The 18,428-nt window shown below is 66.1% G+C and carries 16 protein-coding genes; 12 read left to right on the top strand and 4 right to left on the bottom strand.

What is annotated here, in order from left to right; genetic code table 11:
• Positions 1-49 precede the first annotated feature (49 nt).
• The 3 genes from ACQR1B_RS00525 to ACQR1B_RS00515 all read left to right on the top strand — a co-directional run bounded on the left by ACQR1B_RS00525 (position 50) and on the right by ACQR1B_RS00515 (position 2,647).
• The gene (locus tag ACQR1B_RS00525) at positions 50-466 is read left to right on the top strand and encodes a helix-turn-helix domain-containing protein (RefSeq protein ID WP_006615449.1); all 417 of its coding nucleotides are present in this window, start codon (positions 50-52) and stop codon (positions 464-466) included.
• Between the two features lie 322 nt (positions 467-788).
• On the top strand, positions 789-1,916 hold the full coding sequence (locus ACQR1B_RS00520) for a M20 family metallopeptidase (RefSeq protein ID WP_434832799.1): 1,128 nt from the start codon (positions 789-791) through the stop codon (positions 1,914-1,916).
• Positions 1,913-2,647 (top strand): tRNA (guanine(46)-N(7))-methyltransferase TrmB, encoded by a 735-nt coding sequence (locus tag ACQR1B_RS00515; protein ID WP_434832800.1) that lies wholly within the window; start codon positions 1,913-1,915, stop codon positions 2,645-2,647. Before ACQR1B_RS00520 ends, ACQR1B_RS00515 begins: the two co-directional genes overlap by 4 nt.
• 10 nt (positions 2,648-2,657) lie before the next feature.
• Here ACQR1B_RS00515 and ACQR1B_RS00510 read toward each other — a convergent pair whose 3' ends face one another.
• Positions 2,658-3,734 carry a DUF2336 domain-containing protein gene (locus ACQR1B_RS00510; protein WP_434832801.1) on the bottom strand — a complete coding sequence of 359 codons (1,077 nt, stop codon included), beginning with the start codon at positions 3,732-3,734 and terminating at the stop codon, positions 2,658-2,660.
• Between the two features lie 421 nt (positions 3,735-4,155).
• Between ACQR1B_RS00510 and rimP the strand changes: the two genes are divergently transcribed.
• The 9 genes from rimP to ACQR1B_RS00465 all read left to right on the top strand — a co-directional run bounded on the left by rimP (position 4,156) and on the right by ACQR1B_RS00465 (position 15,271).
• On the top strand, positions 4,156-4,923 hold the full coding sequence (gene rimP / locus ACQR1B_RS00505) for a ribosome maturation factor RimP (RefSeq protein ID WP_434832802.1): 768 nt from the start codon (positions 4,156-4,158) through the stop codon (positions 4,921-4,923).
• Positions 4,924-4,937: 14 nt separating this feature from the next.
• A complete protein-coding gene (gene nusA / locus ACQR1B_RS00500; RefSeq protein WP_434832803.1) occupies positions 4,938-6,551 on the top strand; it encodes a transcription termination factor NusA in 1,614 nt (537 codons plus the stop codon).
• Positions 6,552-6,630: 79 nt separating this feature from the next.
• Positions 6,631-7,344: an RNA-binding protein gene (locus ACQR1B_RS00495; protein WP_434832804.1), complete on the top strand. Its 714-nt coding sequence runs from the start codon at positions 6,631-6,633 to the stop codon at positions 7,342-7,344.
• Between the two features lie 72 nt (positions 7,345-7,416).
• On the top strand, positions 7,417-10,176 hold the full coding sequence (gene infB / locus ACQR1B_RS00490; protein WP_434832805.1) for a translation initiation factor IF-2: 2,760 nt from the start codon (positions 7,417-7,419) through the stop codon (positions 10,174-10,176).
• A gap of 165 nt (positions 10,177-10,341) precedes the next feature.
• A complete protein-coding gene (gene rbfA / locus ACQR1B_RS00485; protein WP_434832806.1) occupies positions 10,342-10,758 on the top strand; it encodes a 30S ribosome-binding factor RbfA in 417 nt (138 codons plus the stop codon).
• Positions 10,758-11,876, top strand: a complete 1,119-nt coding sequence (gene truB / locus ACQR1B_RS00480; protein WP_434832807.1) for a tRNA pseudouridine(55) synthase TruB — start codon at positions 10,758-10,760, stop codon at positions 11,874-11,876. Before rbfA ends, truB begins: the two co-directional genes overlap by 1 nt.
• Positions 11,877-11,878: 2 nt before the next feature.
• Positions 11,879-12,148 carry a 30S ribosomal protein S15 gene (rpsO, locus tag ACQR1B_RS00475; RefSeq protein WP_434832808.1) on the top strand — a complete coding sequence of 90 codons (270 nt, stop codon included), beginning with the start codon at positions 11,879-11,881 and terminating at the stop codon, positions 12,146-12,148.
• A gap of 360 nt (positions 12,149-12,508) precedes the next feature.
• Positions 12,509-14,671 (top strand): polyribonucleotide nucleotidyltransferase, encoded by a 2,163-nt coding sequence (pnp, locus tag ACQR1B_RS00470; protein ID WP_434832809.1) that lies wholly within the window; start codon positions 12,509-12,511, stop codon positions 14,669-14,671.
• 150 nt (positions 14,672-14,821) lie between these two features.
• Positions 14,822-15,271, top strand: coding sequence for a GNAT family N-acetyltransferase (locus tag ACQR1B_RS00465; protein ID WP_434832810.1), 450 nt, complete (start codon positions 14,822-14,824; stop codon positions 15,269-15,271).
• 55 nt (positions 15,272-15,326) lie between these two features.
• Here ACQR1B_RS00465 and fabI read toward each other — a convergent pair whose 3' ends face one another.
• The 3 genes from fabI to fabA all read right to left on the bottom strand — a co-directional run bounded on the left by fabI (position 15,327) and on the right by fabA (position 18,091).
• On the bottom strand, positions 15,327-16,127 hold the full coding sequence (gene fabI / locus ACQR1B_RS00460; RefSeq protein WP_434832811.1) for an enoyl-ACP reductase FabI: 801 nt from the start codon (positions 16,125-16,127) through the stop codon (positions 15,327-15,329).
• Positions 16,128-16,269: 142 nt separating this feature from the next.
• Positions 16,270-17,493: a beta-ketoacyl-ACP synthase I gene (gene fabB, locus ACQR1B_RS00455; RefSeq protein ID WP_434832812.1), complete on the bottom strand. Its 1,224-nt coding sequence runs from the start codon at positions 17,491-17,493 to the stop codon at positions 16,270-16,272.
• A 76-nt stretch (positions 17,494-17,569) separates the two neighbouring features.
• Complete coding sequence (fabA, locus tag ACQR1B_RS00450) at positions 17,570-18,091, bottom strand: 3-hydroxyacyl-[acyl-carrier-protein] dehydratase FabA (RefSeq protein WP_434832813.1); 522 nt, start codon at positions 18,089-18,091, stop codon at positions 17,570-17,572.
• Between the last annotated feature and the right edge of the window lie 337 nt (positions 18,092-18,428).

Genomic DNA, 18,428 nt, shown 5'->3' with positions numbered 1-18,428 from the left:
GGCATACTGCGACCGCCTCGTTCCGAGGCCCATTCTAAGGAGTTGAGAGATGTCGACGAAAGCGCCCAACCCTGTTGACAAGCATGTCGGCAGCCGGGTGCGGATGCGCCGTATCATGTTGGGCATGAGCCAGGAAAAACTTGGTGAGGCTCTCGGGCTCACGTTCCAGCAGATACAGAAGTACGAAAAAGGCACCAATCGAGTCGGCGCCAGCCGGATCCAGCAGATTTCGGAAGTCCTGCAGGTCCCTGTCTCGTTCCTGTTCGAAGGAGTCCCGAGTGGCGGGACCAATGGTGAGGCTTTCGGCGAGGGCGCTTCTCCCGCCTATGTATCTGATTTTCTGGCAACCTCCGAAGGACTGGCGTTGACCCGCGCATTCACGCGGATCCACGATTCCAAGCTTCGGCGCAGCATCGTCGATCTGGTCGAGCAGATCGCGGATCGCGAGGCACCTGAAGAAGGCTAGCTGATGCGCCGGCGTTGACATTCCTATCGTGGTCAATCTCATATGAATGTCAGCGCCTCGGGGGGCCATGAGCTGAAACGCGTTTCGCGAACGGCGCGCTGGGCACGCGACGTTCCGCCGAACGAATGAGCCGATAGACAAACTCGATCACGACCAATGGAGCGCGATGGCTTCCTTCGGGAAATCCTGTCGCGCTCCAAATCGTTTTGTGCGCATGTGGAAACCCACGTCCCACGCGGCGGGACGGATCAAACCCGAGTTCCCCGGCGCGCCCCCTCGCCTGCTACCATTTCGTAACCATCAAAACCTATTCACGAAGCCCATGAGCATCCGCAATCCGTTCGATAGTCGCACAATTCTTGAAGGCATCCGCCAATGGGTCGAGATCGAGACCCCGACCGAAGCGCCCGAGCACGTCAATCGACTGGCCTCCCTGGTCGCCGACGGCTATCGCGGACTCGATGCCGCGATCGAGCGGATCGCCGGCCGCGACGGCTGCGGCGACCATCTGATCGTGCGCTCGTCCTGGGGACAGGACGAGCCGGGCATCCTGGTGCTCAGCCATCTCGACACCGTGCATCCGATCGGCTTCATCGCGCGGCTGCCGTTCGCGATCGACGGCGACGTCGCCTATGGTCCCGGCATCTACGACATGAAGGGCGGCGCCTATCTCGCCTATCACGCCTTCCGCGAGCTCTGCGCAGCCGGCGAACGTTCGCCGCTCGGCATAACTCATTTGTACGTCTCGGATGAGGAGATCGGCAGCCCGACGTCTCGCGCGCTGATCGAAGAGGAAGGCCGCAAGGCCAAATATGTTCTCGTCACCGAACCGGCGCGCGACGGCGGCAAGATCGTCACTGGACGCAAGGGCGTCGCGCGCTTCGAGGTTGCGATCCGCGGCGTGCCCGCCCATGCCGGCGCGCGTCCGCAGGACGGCCGCAGTGCGATCCGCGAACTCGCCAACGTGATCCACACGCTCGAAGCACTGAACGATCCCGCGCGCGGAATCACCGTCAATGTCGGCGTCGTGCGCGGCGGCACGCGTCCGAACGTGATCGCCGAGGAAGCTTACGCCGAGGTCGATGCGCGGCTGCCGACGCCGGCCGATGCCGACGACATCGTCCCCAGGATCCTCGGCTTGAAATCGCGCAGCGAGGGCGTCAGCGTCGAAGTCAAAGGCGAAGTGAACCGGCCGCCTTACGTGAAGGGCAATGCCGGCGCCGCGCTGTTCGAGCACGCGAAATCGCTTGCGGAAGAACTCGGCTTCGCGCTCGCCGACACCTATACGGGCGGCGGCTCCGACGGCAATTTCACTGCGCCGTTCACGGCGACGCTCGACGGACTCGGCGTCGACGGCAAGGGCGCGCATACGCACTACGAACAGATGTACATCTCCTCGATCGAGCCGCGGGCGCGGCTGCTGCATCGTCTCTATCAGACCCTGCGATGAGCGCTGCGAACACCATGCCCGTCGACGACGATCCCACCGACACCGAAGCCGCGCATCGTCACGGCTCGTTCTTCGGCCGGCGCAAGGGCCACAAGCTGCGGGCGCACCAGGCCGACCTGGTCGACAATCTGCTGCCGCATCTCGCGCTCGATCTGGCTTCTCCCGCCGATGCCGTGCTGCCGACCTTGTACGACCCGCCGCTGCAGGCGCTGCGGCTGGAAATCGGATTCGGCGGCGGCGAGCATCTCGCCGCGGAAGCGAAGGCCCATCCGGCCACGGGCTTCATCGGCTGCGAGCCCTATGTCAACGGCATGGCGAAGATCCTGGCCGCGATCGAAGCCGACAACATCGGCAATATCAGGCTGCTCGCCGGCGATGCGGCCGAGTTGCTGGCCTGGCTGCCGCCGCAGTCGCTGGCGCGCATCGACCTGATCCATCCCGATCCCTGGCCGAAACGGCGGCATTGGAAGCGGCGCTTCGTGCAGGATGCGACCATCGCCGCGATGGCGCGGGCACTTCAGCCGGGCGGCGAATTCCGCTTCGTCAGCGACATCGCCGACTATTGCGCCTGGACGCTGTGGCATCTGCTGCGCTCGCCCGACTTCGCGTGGACCGCGGAGCGTGCCGACGATTGGCGGCTGCCGTGGCCGGACTACACGATGACGCGCTACGGCCGAAAAGCCACGCGCGAGGGCCGCGTCGCCAACTACCTGATCTTCCGGCGGCGCTGATATCGACGAGCTAGTGCCGCGTCTTCCAGAAGGCGACGACGCGCTGAGCGGTCGACGACAGCAGCCGCGCGTAGGCCACGCGGATGGCCTCGATGTCGCCCTGCGCCGGTACACGCTTCGGCCCGAGGCGAAGCAGGATCAGCGCGTGCACGGTGCGCCAGTCGAGCCCGATGGTGCGGCCGAGAACGAGCAGCGGATCGTGGCGGTCGCCGGAGACGAGCCGGTCGAGCGTTGCAAGCGCGAGCCCCGTCATCGCCGACAGCGCCGCGATGACCTCCTCGTATCTGTGGTCGCGGGCAAAGCCGAGCAGCGCGGCTTCATCGAGCGTGTCCGCCTCGTATAGCGCCAGAATGATCCGCTGCGCCGGGACGAAGTTGCGCTTGGCGGCGCTCGGGCTGGCTGCAGCGGCGAGTCCGGCAACGGCCTGCCTGATCTTGAGCTGCCGCTCGGGCCCGACGACGTCGAACAGCCGCCGCTTGACGACGTCGTGAGAGCCTTCGAGCAGCCTCTTGAGGTGATCGTCGGACAGATCGTGGCGCTTGCCGACCGCGAGCGTCAGCACGCCGTCGGAACTCGCGCGGCCGATCAGGTCGGAATAGCCACGCGCGGAGAACTCGGCCCCCTCGTTCGCAGCAGCCTGTCGCACCACGTTGCGATCGCCGCGGCGCACCAGCACGTCCGTCGTGTCGGCCGATAGCCTGGGCCTCTCCGCGATGGCCAGCAGATGCCCCTGGCTCTTGCCTTGTGCGATGTCGACGAGCGCGCGGTCGTCGAGCGCGGGAGAGCGCCGCAGCAGCGGACCGGCCACCGCGACCTCGTCGTCGCGCGCGAGCTGGCCGACGACGGCGCGCGGCGCCACGACGAGCCGCGACAACCGCTCGGCCAGATCGATCCGCGTCGGCCGATCCGCCAACGGAACCAGGTCGAACAGCAATCCATCGAACAGGTTGATGTGCTCGGAGCGCAGCTTCGTCGCATCTTCGAAGAACAGATCGGCAATGCGGCGCGTCGCCTCGACGCAGCGCTCGGCGTCGCCGTGCCTGACGATCCCGTCGAGGCCGGGGATCAGCGCGGTAGCTGGGGTCATGATGTCGACTCGGACGCAACGCCACACAAGTCCGTGCGCACCATCCCCACGGCCGACGGCTCGGGACAGACACGCGGACTCTCTCAATTTTTAGACGATCTTGGTAAATCGACGGTTATTCGCCCGCGACATCCCGCCGATCGAGGGCGAGGTCCCCGCGATCGGCCGGCCGCGGGAGCGCCGCGAATTCGACGACCGGGGTCCGGTTTGGGCGGAGACGGCCCTTGCCGTCAGGCGACAAAGCGGCTATATCGGCGCCATCAGACATCATCTCATATACGATCGCGTAGTGAGAGTGGGCCCTTCCGGACCCGCTCTTTTTTGTTACCTGGATCGCTCCGCCGCAGGCGAGATCGGTCCGGTAAGCGCGATCGGACAGGCCGAATGGCCCAAGCCAAGCAGACACGCAATCGACGCCTCGATGACGGAACCGACGTTCGCAACCGCTGACACCGACCTTCTGACCGAGCCCCGCCTCGTGGTCGAGCCGGGCGTGGCGGCGCGCGTGGCCGCGGTGGCCGACCCGGTGCTGCAGGGAATGGGTTACCGGCTGGTGCGGATCCGCATCTCCGGCGAGTCCGGCTGCACGGTCCAGGTGATGGCGGAACGCCCCGACGGCACGATGCAGATCGAGGATTGCGAGGCGGTGTCGCGGGCGCTGTCGCCCGTGCTCGACATCGCCGACCCGATCGAGCGCGCCTACCGGCTCGAAATCTCCTCGCCGGGCATCGACCGGCCGCTGGTCCGCCGCTCCGATTTCGAACGTCATGTCGGGCATCTCGTGAAGATCGAGATGGCCGTGGCGCATCAGAACCGCAAACGCTTCCGCGGCGTCATCAAGGGCGTCGAAGGCGACGGCGTGCGCATCGCCCGCGACGATTTGGCGAAGGACCAGGAGCCGGACGTCGTGCTGCCGATGGCCGACATCGGCGACGCCAAGATGGTGCTGACCGACGAGCTGATCGCCGAATCCATGCGCCGCGGCAAGGCCGCCGAGCGCGAGAAGAAGCGCGAGCTCGGGATCGTTCCACCGCTGGCGCCGCACGCCAAGCCGGCGGCCCAGGCGAAACCCAAGCCGAAGCCGAAAGCAAAAGACGACAAGCCGGCCAAGAAGCCGCTGCCGACCAATACCAAGAAACATCGCCTCGCCGCCGATCGCGCGCGCAGGGGCGAGATCGATCCTGATTAGAGGAGACTTACGCCATGGCCGTCAGCGCCAACCGGTTGGAACTGCTGCAGATCGCCGACGCCGTCGCGCGCGAGAAGTCGATCGACCGCGGCATCGTGATCGCCGCGATGGAAGACGCGATCGCCAAGGCCGCCCGCGCCCGCTATGGCAGCGAGACCGACGTCCACGCCGAGATCGATCCGCGCAAGGGCGAGCTGCGGCTGTCGCGCCACATGCTCGTGGTCGAGAAGGTCGAAAACCCGTCCAACCAGATTTCGCTGGATGACGCCCGCCGCGCCAATCCGGGCGCGCAGATCGGCGACACCATTGCCGACACCTTGCCGCCGCTGGAATATGGCCGCATCGCCGCGCAATCGGCCAAGCAGGTCATCGTGCAGAAGGTGCGCGAGGCCGAGCGCGACCGGCAATACCAGGAATTCAAGGACCGCATCGGCGACATCGTCAACGGCGTCGTCAAGCGCGTCGAATATGGCAGCGTGATCCTCGACCTCGGCCGCGGCGAGGCCATCATCCGCCGCGACGAGATGCTGCCGCGCGAAGTGTTCCGCAACGGCGACCGCGTCCGGGCCTATGTGTTCGACGTCCGCCGCGAGACCCGCGGCCCGCAGATCTTCCTGTCGCGCACCCATCCGCAGTTCATGGCCAAGCTGTTCGCCCAGGAGGTGCCGGAGATCTATGACGGCATCGTCGAGATCAAGGCGGTCGCCCGCGACCCCGGCTCGCGCGCCAAGATCGGCGTCGTGTCGCGCGACTCGTCCGTGGATCCGGTCGGCGCCTGCGTCGGCATGCGCGGCTCGCGCGTGCAGGCCGTGGTGAACGAGCTGCAGGGCGAGAAGATCGACATCATCCCGTGGTCGCCCGACATCGCGACCTTCGTCGTCAACGCGCTGGCCCCGGCCGAAGTCGCCAAGGTCGTCATCGACGAGGACCGCGAGCGCATCGAGGTCGTGGTGCCCGACACCAACAACCAGCTGTCGCTGGCGATCGGCCGCCGCGGCCAGAACGTCCGCCTCGCCTCGCAGCTGACCGGCTGGGACATCGACATCCTGACCGAGCAGGAGGAATCGGAGCGCCGCCAAGCCGACTTCGAGAACTCCACCCGCGTGTTCATGGAATCGCTGAACGTCGACGAGGTCGTCGGCCAATTGCTCGCCTCGGAAGGCTTCACCTCGGTCGAGGAACTGGCGATGGTCGATCTCAAGGATCTCGCCGGCATCGAGGGCTTCGACGAGGAGACTGCGACCGAGCTGCAGACCCGCGCTCAGGAATTCCTGGAGCAGCAGGAGGCCGAGCTCGAGGCCAAGCGCAAGGAGCTCGGCGTCGAGGACGCGGTGAAGGCCGTGCCCGGCGTCACCACCAAGATGCTGGTCAAGTTCGGCGAGAACGACATCAAGACGGTCGACGATCTGGCCGGCTGCGCCACCGACGATCTGGTCGGCTGGACCGAGCGCAAGGAAGGCGGCGAGTCGACCAAATTCCCGGGCATTCTCGACGGTCTCGACGTGTCCCGCGACGATGCCGAAGCCATGGTGATGCAGGCGCGCGTCAAGGCCGGCTGGATCAGTGAAGCCGACCTCACCAAGCCCGAGAGCGAGGCCGAGGACGAATCCGAAGGACAGCCCGCCTGACCCGTTCGATCTGACCATGGACGCCGTGATGACCCCCACGACCACCCCGATCGCTTGAGATGAGGAGCCGCATCACCGCATGCTCGCTTTGGCCGACCCCGAGCTCGACAATGGACCGCGGACCGAGAAGTCCGCGACCATGCGGATGTGCGCGGTCAGCCGCGAGGTGCGGCCGATCGGCGAACTGATCCGCTTCGTCGTCGGCCCGTCGCGCGAGGTTGTGCCCGACATCAAGCGTAAGCTGCCGGGACGGGGACTGTGGATCACGGCCTCACGGCAGATGGTTGCGGAAGCGGTGCGGCGTCACCATTTCAGCCGCGGCTTCAAGGCGCAGGTCCGCGTCCATCCGACACTGGCCGACGATCTGGAGGCCCTTCTGGCCCGCAGCGCGATCGAAGCGCTGGGGATCGCCGCCAAGGCGGGCCAGGTCGTCTCCGGTTTTTCCAAGGTGGAAGCGGCGCTGTCGCAGCGGCAGTCGCGGACTGCTTTGGCCGCCCTGCTCCACGCCGCGGACGGTGCCGCCGACGGAATTCGCAAACTCGACGCGCTGGTGCGGCCGACCGACGGGGATCAAGACCAAGCCCCGACATTTCCGATCATCTGCTGCCTCACTTCGGCAGAATTGGATTTGGCACTTGGGCGCTCAAATGTGATACATGCTGCCGTGCTCGCAGGCCCGGCGAGCAGGACATTCCTGTCGCGCAGCCAGACACTGGTCCGATACCGGTCGGTTGACGCTGACAAGATTGCCGGAACCGCGGCCACGAAATCTGCTTCGACTTCGAAGACATAGCTACGATCGCGACGATTGCACGAATGGGACGGTGCGGTAGCCCGCACGCTGTAACGAGATTAGGACGACTGAATGGCCGACAACAACACTCCGGGCGACAAGAAACTGAGTGTCCCGAGCAAGACCTTGACGCTCAAGCCGCGCGTCGAGACCGGCACGGTGCGCCAGAGCTTCCCACATGGCCGGAGCAAGCAGGTGGTGGTCGAGAAGCGGGGCACCAAGCGCCGCGTCGGCGATGGGGCGCCCGATGCACCGCATGCGCCGGAGCCGGTCGTCGCCAAGGCGCCCTCGCCGCCGCCGAACAACCGCCCGTCTGGATCGCGTCCATCCGGCTCGTCGCAGCGGGGCGGCTCCGGCGTCGTGCTGCGCACCTTGACCGAGGACGAGCGTTCGGCCCGCGCCAGCGCGCTCGCCGACGCCCGCGTCCGCGACATCGAGGAACGCCGCCAGGCCGAGGAAGAAGCCCGCCGCCGCGCCGAGCGCGAAGCCGCTGAACGCGCCGAGCGCGAGGCTGCCGAGGCGCGCCGCAAGGCCGAGGAAGAGCGTCATCGCCACGAAGAGGAAGCCAAGCGCAAGGCCGAGCTCGAGGCCAAGAAGCGGTTCGGTGAAGGCGAGGCGCCCCGTCAGGCGACCGCCGCGCCGCAGCCGACGGTGAGCGCGCCGGCCCGTCCGGCGCAGGCCCCCGGCCGTCCGCAGGGCGCTCCGGGCAGCCGGCCGCCGCAGATCGGTGGCGGCACCCGGCCCGCCGGCACTCAGCCCGCAGGTGCACGCCCGGCAGGCGCCCGGCCGGCTGGTGGCGGTCCACTCGGCCGTCCGTCTCCCGGCGTCGCCGCCGGTCCCGACGAGGATGAGGGTCCGCGCCAGATCCGCAGGGGTCCCGGTGGCGCCGCGCGTCCCGCGCCGCCGCCGAAGACCACGGCCAAGCCGGGCCCGCAGAAGCAGCGCGGCCGCCTGACCGTCGTCACCGCCCTCACCGCCGACGACGTGCGCGAGCGCTCGATTGCCTCGTTCCGCCGCCGCACCCAGCGTCTGAAGGGCCATGCCGCGAATGAGCAGAAGGAAAAGCTGATCCGCGAGGTGATCATTCCGGAAGCGATCACCATCCAGGAGCTGGCGAACCGCATGGCGGAGCGCGCGGTCGACGTCATCCGCCTGCTGATGCGTCAGGGCGCGATGCACAAGATCACCGACGTGATCGACGCCGACACCGCGCAACTGATCGCCGAGGAACTCGGCCACACCGTCAAGCGCGTCGCCGCCTCGGACGTCGAGGAAGGCCTGTTCGACGTCGTCGACGATTCGACCGACACCGAGACGCGCTCGCCGGTCGTGACCGTCATGGGCCATGTCGACCACGGCAAGACCTCGCTGCTCGACGCGCTGCGCCACGCCAACGTGGTGTCCGGCGAAGCCGGCGGCATCACCCAGCACATCGGCGCCTATCAGGTCACCGCGCCGGACTCCGGCAAGAAGATCACCTTCATCGACACGCCCGGCCACGCCGCGTTCACCGCGATGCGCGCCCGCGGCGCCAAGGTCACCGACATCGTCGTGCTGGTGGTCGCGGCCGATGACGGCGTCATGCCGCAGACGATCGAGGCCATCAACCACGCCAAGGCGGCGAAGGTGCCGATGATCGTGGCGATCAACAAGATCGACAAGCCGGATGCGCGGCCCGAACGGGTCCGCACCGAGCTGCTGCAGCACGAAGTTCAGGTGGAATCGCTCGGCGGCGAAGTCGTCGACGTCGAAGTGTCCGCAAAGAACAAGACCAATCTCGATCGTCTGCTCGAGATGATCGCGTTGCAGGCCGACATCCTCGACCTCAAGACCAATTCGGACCGTCCGGCCGAAGGCACCGTGATCGAAGCCAAGCTCGATCGCGGCCGCGGCCCGGTCGCCACCGTGCTGGTCCAGCGCGGCACCCTGCGGGTCGGCGACATCATCGTCGCCGGCGCCGAGATGGGCCGCGTCCGCGCGCTGATCTCCGACCAGGGCGAGACCCTGCAGGAGGCCGGCCCGTCGGTGCCGGTCGAGGTGCTCGGCTTCAACGGTCCGCCGGAAGCCGGCGATCGTCTCGCGGTGGTCGAGAACGAAGCCCGCGCCCGCCAGGTCACCAGCTACCGCGCGCACCAGAAGCGCGAGAACGCGGCAGCCTCGATCTCGGGCATGCGCGGCTCGCTCGAACAGATGATGTCGCAGTTGAAGACCGCGGGCCGCAAGGAATTCCCGCTGGTCATCAAGGCCGACGTGCAGGGCTCGCTGGAAGCCATTCTCGGCTCGCTGGAGAAGCTCGGCACCGACGAGGTCGCCGCCCGCATCCTGCATGCCGGCGTCGGCGGCATCAGCGAGTCCGACGTCACGCTGGCAGAAGGCTTCAACGCCGCGATCATCGGCTTCTCGGTCCGAGCCAACAAGGAAGCGGCTGCGCTCGCCAAGCGCAACGGCATCGAGATCCGCTACTACAACATCATCTACGACCTCGTGGATGACGTGAAGAAGGCGATGAGCGGCCTGCTCGCGCCGACGCTGCGCGAGACGATGCTCGGCAATGCGCAGATCCTGGAGGTGTTCAACATCTCCAAGGTCGGCAAGGTCGCCGGCTGCCGCGTCACCGACGGCACCGTCGAGCGCGGCGCCAATGTCCGCCTGATCCGCGACAACGTCGTGGTTCACGAGGGCAAGCTGTCGACCTTGAAGCGCTTCAAGGACGAAGTGAAGGAAGTGCAGGCCGGCCAGGAATGCGGCATGGCCTTCGAAAACTACGGCGACATGCGTGTCGGCGACGTCATCGAGTGTTATCGCGTGGAGACCATCCAGCGCTCGCTGTAAGTCCGAATCCTACAGAGCGCGCTGCATTTCGAGTGAGCTTGCGATTCCATCGATGGATGGAATCGCAAGCGCTCCTTGAACTTAACGAAGCGTCGTCGAACTCAATCAGAATGATCTCCTCGCCCGAGCTCGCGCCGGGCGACGATCCATTGGATTTTTTGAAAAATGCCTCGCCATCACCAGAGGGGAAGCACCGCTTCCGGCGGCTCGCAGCGTCAGTTGCGCGTCGCCGAGACCGTGCGTCACGCTGTCGCCGACATTCTCAGCCACGGTGACGTGCACGATCCGGACCTGGAGGGACACATCATTACGGTGCCCGAAGTCCGCATGTCGCCCGACCTGAAACTCGCAACCATCTACATCATGCCGCTCGGCGGCCAGGACACGGACGTGGTGCTCGCGGCGCTGGAGCGCAACAAGAAGTTCCTGCGCGGCGACATCGCGCGACGCGTTAACCTGAAATTTGCACCCGACATCCGCTTCCGCGTCGACGAGCGATTCGACGAAGCGGAACGGATCGAGAAATTACTGCGAACACCCGCGGTGCAGAGAGACCTCAATTCGGATTCGGAAGACAGCTGATGACCATCCCCCCCGAAACCGGCATTGTCGACGCGCTGAGCGCCGAAACGACCGCCGTCAAGACGATCCACTCTGCCGACGGACGTCCGCCGCGCGACAACAACGATCCGCGCACCAAGCAGCGCCAGGGTAACGGTCAAGGCAAGGGTCAAGGCAACCAGCCGCGCCGCGATCGTCGCGACATCCACGGCTGGGTCGTGCTCGACAAGCCGATCGGCATGACCTCGACGCAGGCCGTTGCCGTCGCCAAGCGCCTGTTCCAGGCCAAGCGCGCCGGCCATGCCGGAACGCTCGATCCGCTCGCCTCCGGCGGCCTTCCGATTGCGCTCGGCGAAGCCACCAAGACGGTTCCGTTCGTGATGGACGGCCGCAAGCGCTACCGGTTCACCGTGACCTGGGGTGAGGAGCGCGATACCGACGACACCGAGGGCCGCGCCGTCCAGACCAGCGACAACCGGCCGGATGCTGCGGCGATTCGCGCGCTGCTGCCGCAATTCACCGGCCGGATCGAGCAGACGCCGCCGCGCTATTCCGCCATCAAGATCCAGGGCGAGCGCGCCTATGACCTCGCCCGCGACGGCGAGGTCGTGGAGCTCCAGCCGCGCCCGGTCGAAATCCACGAACTGACCCTCGTCGACCAGCCCGACGCCGATCATTCGGTGTTCGAGGCCGAGTGCGGCAAGGGAACCTATGTCCGGGCGCTGGCCCGCGACATGGGCCGAATCCTCGGCTGTTACGGCCATATCAGCGCGCTCCGGCGGACCCTGGTGGGTCCGTTTACCGAGAACGACATGATTCCGCTGGAACAGTTGGAGGCTTTGTGCAATAGAGCCGCGTCCGGCGAGGGAAGCCTCGCCGACGCACTCCTGCCCGTTGAGACCGCGCTGGACGACATCCCGGCACTGGCCGTCACTCGGGCTGATGCGGCAAGGCTCCATCGGGGCCAGGCCGTCTTGTTGCGCGGACGGGATGCGCCCCATAGTAGCGGCACAGTCTATGTCACGGTCGCAGGCCGCCTTCTGGCGCTTGCCGAAATTGGCAATGGCGAACTCATCCCCAAGCGCGTGTTCAACCTGACCGGACTGACTGCCAGCTCCGGTCGCAACGAAAGAGACTGACGATGTCGGTGACCGCAGAGCGCAAGGCGGAAATCATCAAGGCAAGTGCCACCAAGGCCGGTGATACCGGTTCTCCCGAGGTGCAGGTTGCGATCCTGTCGGAACGCATCAACAACCTGACCAGCCATTTCAAGACCCACGGCAAGGACAATCACTCCCGCCGCGGCCTCCTGAAGCTGGTGTCGACCCGCCGTTCGCTGTTGGACTACCTGAAGAAGAACGACGAGGCGCGCTACAAGGCGCTGCTCGAGAAGCACAACATTCGCCGTTGAGCTTCGACCTGGAGTGAACGCGCGCGGGGTTCGCGCGCGTCGTGGCATGATCCCGAGAACGCCGCTCCCTCGCGGCGTTCGCGAGTCCGGGTTCATGCGGTCTGGCCGGATCTGGAAAGAAGCGGATACGCTCTTCGAACGATCCTGCCCGGACCGTGCAGTACGCCTCAGCAGCAATCCGGCCGCTGGGCGTGACGGGCAAGGTGCCCGTCACTTACGAGAAGGGTGGACGCCATCCGAAATAAGAAAACCATGGCAGGATCGCAGGGCGCTGATCGCAAACCAGCGCCCTGCAATCTTGCGCATGGTTTTTTTGTTTCTGGGGGTCTGCCTTCGCTCATCTCATGAAAGAAGATACCCATGTTTACCAAGCATTCCGTCGAGATCGACTGGGGTGGACGTCCCCTCAAGCTGGAAACCGGCAAGATCGCGCGCCAGGCTGACGGCGCCGTCGTCGCCACCTATGGCGAGACCGTCGTGCTCGCCACCGTCGTCGCCGCCAAGGCGCCGCGCGACGGCGTCGACTTCCTGCCGCTGACCGTCGACTATCAGGAAAAGGCCTACGCTGCAGGCCGCATTCCCGGCGGCTATTTCAAGCGCGAGGGCCGTCCGACCGAGAAGGAGACGCTGGTCTCCCGCCTCATCGACCGCCCGATCCGCCCGCTGTTCGTCGACGCCTGGCGCAACGAGACCCAGGTCATCGTGACCGTGCTGTCGCACGACATGGAGAACGATCCGGACATCGTGGCGCTGGTCGCAGCCTCGGCCGCGCTGACGCTGTCGGGCGTGCCGTTCAAGGGCCCGATCGGCGCAGCCCGCGTCGGTTTCGCCAATGACGAATACATCCTCAATCCCACCCTCGACGAGATGACCGACACCCAGCTCGACCTGGTCGTCGCCGGCACCTCCGACGCCGTGCTGATGGTGGAATCGGAGGCCAAGGAGCTCAACGAGGACATCATGCTCGGCGCGGTGATGTTCGGTCACCGTCACTTCCAGCCGGTGATCAATGCGATCATCGATCTCGCCGAGAAGGCCGCCAAGGAGCCGCGCGACGTCGCGATCATCGACAACAGCGTGATCGAGAAGGAAATGCTGGGCGTCGCCGAGCAGGACCTGCGCAAGGCCTATGCGATTGCCGTCAAGCAGGAGCGCTATGCCGCCGTCGGCGCCGTCAAGGAAAAGGTGATGGCGCACTTCTTCCCGGAAGGGCAGGAGCCGAAATACGACAAGCTGCGCGTCGCCGGCGTGTTCAAGGAGCTGGAAGCCAAGATCGTTCGCTGGAACATCCTGGACACCGGCAAGCGCATCGACGGCCGCGACGCCAAGACCGTGCGCAACATCGTCTGCGAAGTCGGCGTGCTGCCGCGCGCCCACGGCTCGGCGCTGTTCACCCGCGGCGAGACCCAGGCGCTGGTCGTGACCACGCTCGGCACCGGCGAGGACGAGCAGTACATCGACGCGCTGTCGGGAACGTACAAAGAGACGTTCCTGCTGCACTACAACTTCCCTCCCTACTCGGTCGGTGAGACCGGCCGTCTCGGCGGCACCAAGCGCCGCGAGATCGGCCACGGCAAGCTCGCCTGGCGCGCCATCCACCCGGTCCTGCCGCCGCACCATGAGTTCCCCTACACCACGCGCGTGGTGTCGGAGGTGACCGAGTCGAACGGCTCGTCGTCGATGGCCACCGTCTGCGGCTCGTCGCTGGCGCTGATGGATGCCGGCGTGCCGCTGAAGCGCCCCACCGCGGGCATCGCGATGGGCCTCATCCTCGAGGACAAGCGCTTCGCCGTTCTCTCGGACATCCTCGGCGACGAGGACCATCTGGGCGACATGGACTTCAAGGTCGCGGGCACCGAGAGCGGCATCACCTCGCTGCAGATGGACATCAAGATCGAGGGCATCACCGAGGAGATCATGCGCGTGGCCCTCGGCCAGGCGCGTGACGGCCGCATCCACATCCTGGGCGAGATGTCCAAGGCGCTGACCGCCGCGCGCGCCGAGCTCGGCGAATACGCGCCGCGCATCGAGACCTTCAAGATCCCGACCGACAAGATCCGCGAAGTGATCGGCACCGGCGGCAAGGTGATCCGCGAGATCGTCGAGAAGACCGGCGCCAAGGTCAACATCGAGGACGACGGCACCGTGAAGGTCGCCTCCAGCGACGGCGAGGCGATGAAGGCCGCCATCAAGTGGATCAAGTCGATCGCCTCCGATCCGGAGGTCGGCCAAGTCTATGACGGCACCGTGGTCAAGGTGATGGAGTTCGGCGCCTTCGTGAACTTCTTCGGCACCCGCGACGGCCTCGTGCACATCTCGCAGCTCGCCGACAAGCGCGTGCAGAAGACCACCGACGTCGTCAAGGAAGGCGACAAGGTCAAGGTCAAGCTGCTCGGCTTCGACGACCGCGGCAAGACCCGGCTGTCGATGAAGGCCGTCGACCAGACCACCGGCGAGGACCTCGAGGCGAAGCAGAAGACCGAAGGCGGCGCCGAGGCGCCGCGCGAAGCCGCCGGCGAGTAAGCCAGCGCAGGTTCTGCGACCGAGATACGAAGGGCGGCTTTCCAGCCGCCCTTTTTGTTGTCCATTCGCCGGAGCCACGCCGGACGACTCCTCGCAATGAGGGACGAGAAAGCTTACGTGCTCTCGACACACCGCTCGAGGTCACAGCCCATGCACGAGCCGATCATCCGACCCGCGCGCCCGAACGAATACGACGCCGTCGCCAAGCTCTGGATGGAGAGCTGGTGCTCGACCGGGCTGGAGAGTCCGAGCGACCGGCTGCTCACTTTTTTGAAGGAGCGCGTGCCGCGCGAGGTCGCCGATGGCTGGAGCCTCTACGTCGCCGACGACGAAGGCCGCCTCGCCGCGATGCTCGCCATCAACATGCCCCGGCTCTATCTCGACCAGCTGATGATCGCGCCCTCGCATCAAGGCCGCTCGCTCGGCCGCCGCCTGCTCGGCTTCACCCGCGAGCTGCTGCCCGACGAAATCTGGCTGCGCTGCGCCGAGGGCAACGAGAAGGCATGGCGCTGGTACGAGCGCGAAGGCTTCGTGCTGGAGAAGCAGGAGGCCGACGCGGGGCATGGCCGGGTGATGAAATATTATCGCTGGACGCGCTGAAGCCGCGCCGTCGACTCATGACTCACGCTGCAGCCCGTCAGATTGTCTCGCCGCGCTACTCCGCTTTGAGATCCTCCGGCCGCGGCATCGAGATCACATTGTAGCCGGAGTCCACGTAATGGAGCTCCCCGGTCACGCCGCCCGACAGATCCGACAGCAGATAGAGCGCGGAGCCGCCGAGCTCCTCCAGCGTCACGCCGCGGCCGAGCGGCGAATGCTTCTGCTGGAACGCGAACATGAAGCGCGCATCGCCGATGCCGGAGCCGGCGAGAGTGCGCACCGGGCCGGCGGAGATCGCGTTGACGCGGATGCTGCGGCGGCCGAAATCGGCGGCGAGATAGCGCACCGAGGCTTCGAGCGCGGCCTTGGCGACGCCCATCACGTTGTAGTTCGGCATCACGCGGTTGGAGCCGTCGAAGGTCAGCGTGATCATGCTGCCGCCGCGCTCCGGCATCAGCTCGGCGGCGCGCTTGGCGATCTCGGTGAAGGAGAAGCAGGAAATCAGCATCGTGCGCGCGAAGTTCTCGCGCGAGGTGTCGGCATAGCGGCCCTTGAGCTCGTTCTTGTCGGAGAAGGCCACCGCATGGACGATGAAGTCGAGCCCGCCCCAGGCCTCGCGCAAGTCTGCGAAAACGCCGTCGACGCTGGCGATGTCCTCGACGTCGCAGGGCAGCACGTGCTTGACGCCGAGCTCGTCGGCGAGCGGGCGAACGCGCTTGCCGAGCGCATCGCCCTGATAGGTGAAGGCCATCTCGGCACCGTGGGCTGCGAGCGTCTTGGCGATGCCCCAGGCGATCGAATGATCATTGGCGATGCCCATGACCAGGCCGCGCTTGCCTGCCATCAGACCCTGCATGATTGCTCTCCTCCGTCATGCCGGGACCGGCCCAGCCGAGATGATGGTTTCGCCTCAGAGACGCCAATGGCCGGACATCGGCGCGAAGCTTCGCACGATTGCCCCGGCCACGCGGTGGACGAAACCAGTCCTGGTGAAAATCCTAGGCGTCGAGCTGCTTGAACACCAGCGTCGCGTTGGTGCCGCCGAAGCCGAACGAATTCGACAGCACGGTGCCGAGCCTGGCGTTGTCGATGCGCTTGCGCACGATCGGCATGTCGGCGAACACGGGATCGAGCTCGGTGATGTTGGCGCTCTCGCAGATGAAGCCGTTCTTCATCATCAGCAGCGAATAGATCGCCTCCTGGACGCCTGTGGCGCCGAGCGAGTGGCCGGTCAGCGCCTTGGTGGCGGCAATCGGCGGACACTTCTCGCCGCGGCCGAACACCTTCCGGATCGCCTCCATCTCCGGCGGATCGCCGGCCGGGGTCGAGGTCGCATGCGGGTTGATGTAGTCGATCTTCGTCTTCACCGTCGACAGCGCCATCTGCATGCAGCGCTCGGCGCCCTCGCCCGACGGTGCGACCATGTCGTAGCCGTCGGAGGTCGCGCCATAGCCGACAATCTCGCCATAGATCTTGGCGCCGCGCGCCTTGGCATGCTCGAGCTCTTCCAGCACCAGGACGCCGGCGCCGCCGGCGATCACGAAGCCGTCGCGGGTCACATCGTAGGGCCGGGACGCGGTCGCGGGCGTCTCGTTGTGCTTGGACGACATCGCGCCCATCGCGTCGAACAGCACCGACAGCGTCCAGTCGAGTTCCTCGCAGCCGCCCGCGAACATCACGTCCTGCTTGCCGTACTGAATCATCTCGTAGGAATTGCCGATGCAATGATTGGAGGTCGCACAGGCCGACGAGATCGAGTAGTTGACGCCCTTGATCTTGAACCAGGTTGCGAGCGTCGCGGAGGCCGTCGACGACATCGCCTTCGGCACGGCGAAAGGTCCGACCCGCTTCGGGCCCTTGGTGCGGGTGATGTCGGCGGCCTCGACCAGCGTGCGCGTCGACGGTCCGCCCGAGCCCATGATGATCCCGGTACGGATGTTTGAGACGTCGGACGGCTCGAGCCCGGAATCAAGAATCGCCTGCTCCATCGCGACGTGATTCCACGCCGCGCCCTCGCCGAGGAAACGCATCGCGCGACGGTCGACGACGTCGGCCGGATTCAGCGTCGGCGCACCTTGCACTTGCGAACGAAAACCAAGCTCGGCATATTTCTCGGCGCGGGAGATGCCGGACTTCGCCTCGTACAGGCTTGCCAATACCTCCTGGGTGTTGTTGCCGATCGACGAGACGATGCCCATGCCCGTGATGACGACCCGCCTCATGATCTCAGCCTCGCCTTGCTCGTGTGTTCTGTTGCGGTCATGCCTGCTGCACTGTCTCTGGTCGCAGCCGATCGGTTCACGACGGCGCGGTCTCCTGCTTGAACAGGCCGACCTTCAGGTCCTTGGCGCGATAGATAATCGCGCCGTCCATCGAAAGCCACCCGTCGGCGATACCGAGCACCAGCTTTGAGCGCATCACGCGTTTGATATCGACGTTGTACACAACCTTGCGCGCGGTCGGCAGAACCTGGCCGGAGAACTTCAGGTCGCCGAGACCGAGCGCGCGGCCGCGGCCGGCGCCGCCGGTCCAGCCGAGGAAGAAGCCGACCATCTGCCACATCGCGTCGAGGCCGAGACAGCCCGGCATCACCGGATCGTTCTTGAAATGGCAGCCGAAGAACCAGAGGTCCGGCTTCACGTCGAGCTCGGCGCGCACGACGCCCTTGCCGAACTCGCCGCCGGTCTCGGAGATCTCCGTGATGCGATCGAACATCAGCATCGGCGGCAGCGGCAGCTGCGCGTTGCCGGGGCCGAACAGCTCCCCACGGCCGCAGGCCAGCAGGTCTTCGTATTCATAACTGCCGCGCCGGTCCAGCATGCTTGATGAGCCTTTCTCGAGATCCCCGGTGAAAATGCGCCGCGCGACGTGGTTTTTCGCGCGTCGACCCGTTCACGCACCGCCGGCCTTTCGGCCGTCCCATCGGCGCGATTCCTCTGCGATGCGTCGGACGATCCCCCGGGCCGGGGTGATCGGAACGGGGAGACGCCCATCACAGCGGCCGTGCCTGCCATGGCAGGGTCAAAACCGGGTCCGCGCGCTCTCTAACATAGGGAATTCCGGCGTCAATGCGCGTATCCGGGTAAAACGTCGCGGGACCACGAGCCGCAACCGGTCCGGGCATGAAATGCAGTTTAGGGGCGTTCTAGATACGTTA

The sequence above is a fragment of the Bradyrhizobium oligotrophicum genome (genome assembly GCF_051168495.1).
Taxonomy (GTDB): Bacteria; Pseudomonadota; Alphaproteobacteria; order Rhizobiales; family Xanthobacteraceae; genus Bradyrhizobium; species Bradyrhizobium oligotrophicum_A.
Note: the sequence above shows the minus strand (reverse complement) of the source record. Positions and strands in the feature narration are given on the sequence as shown.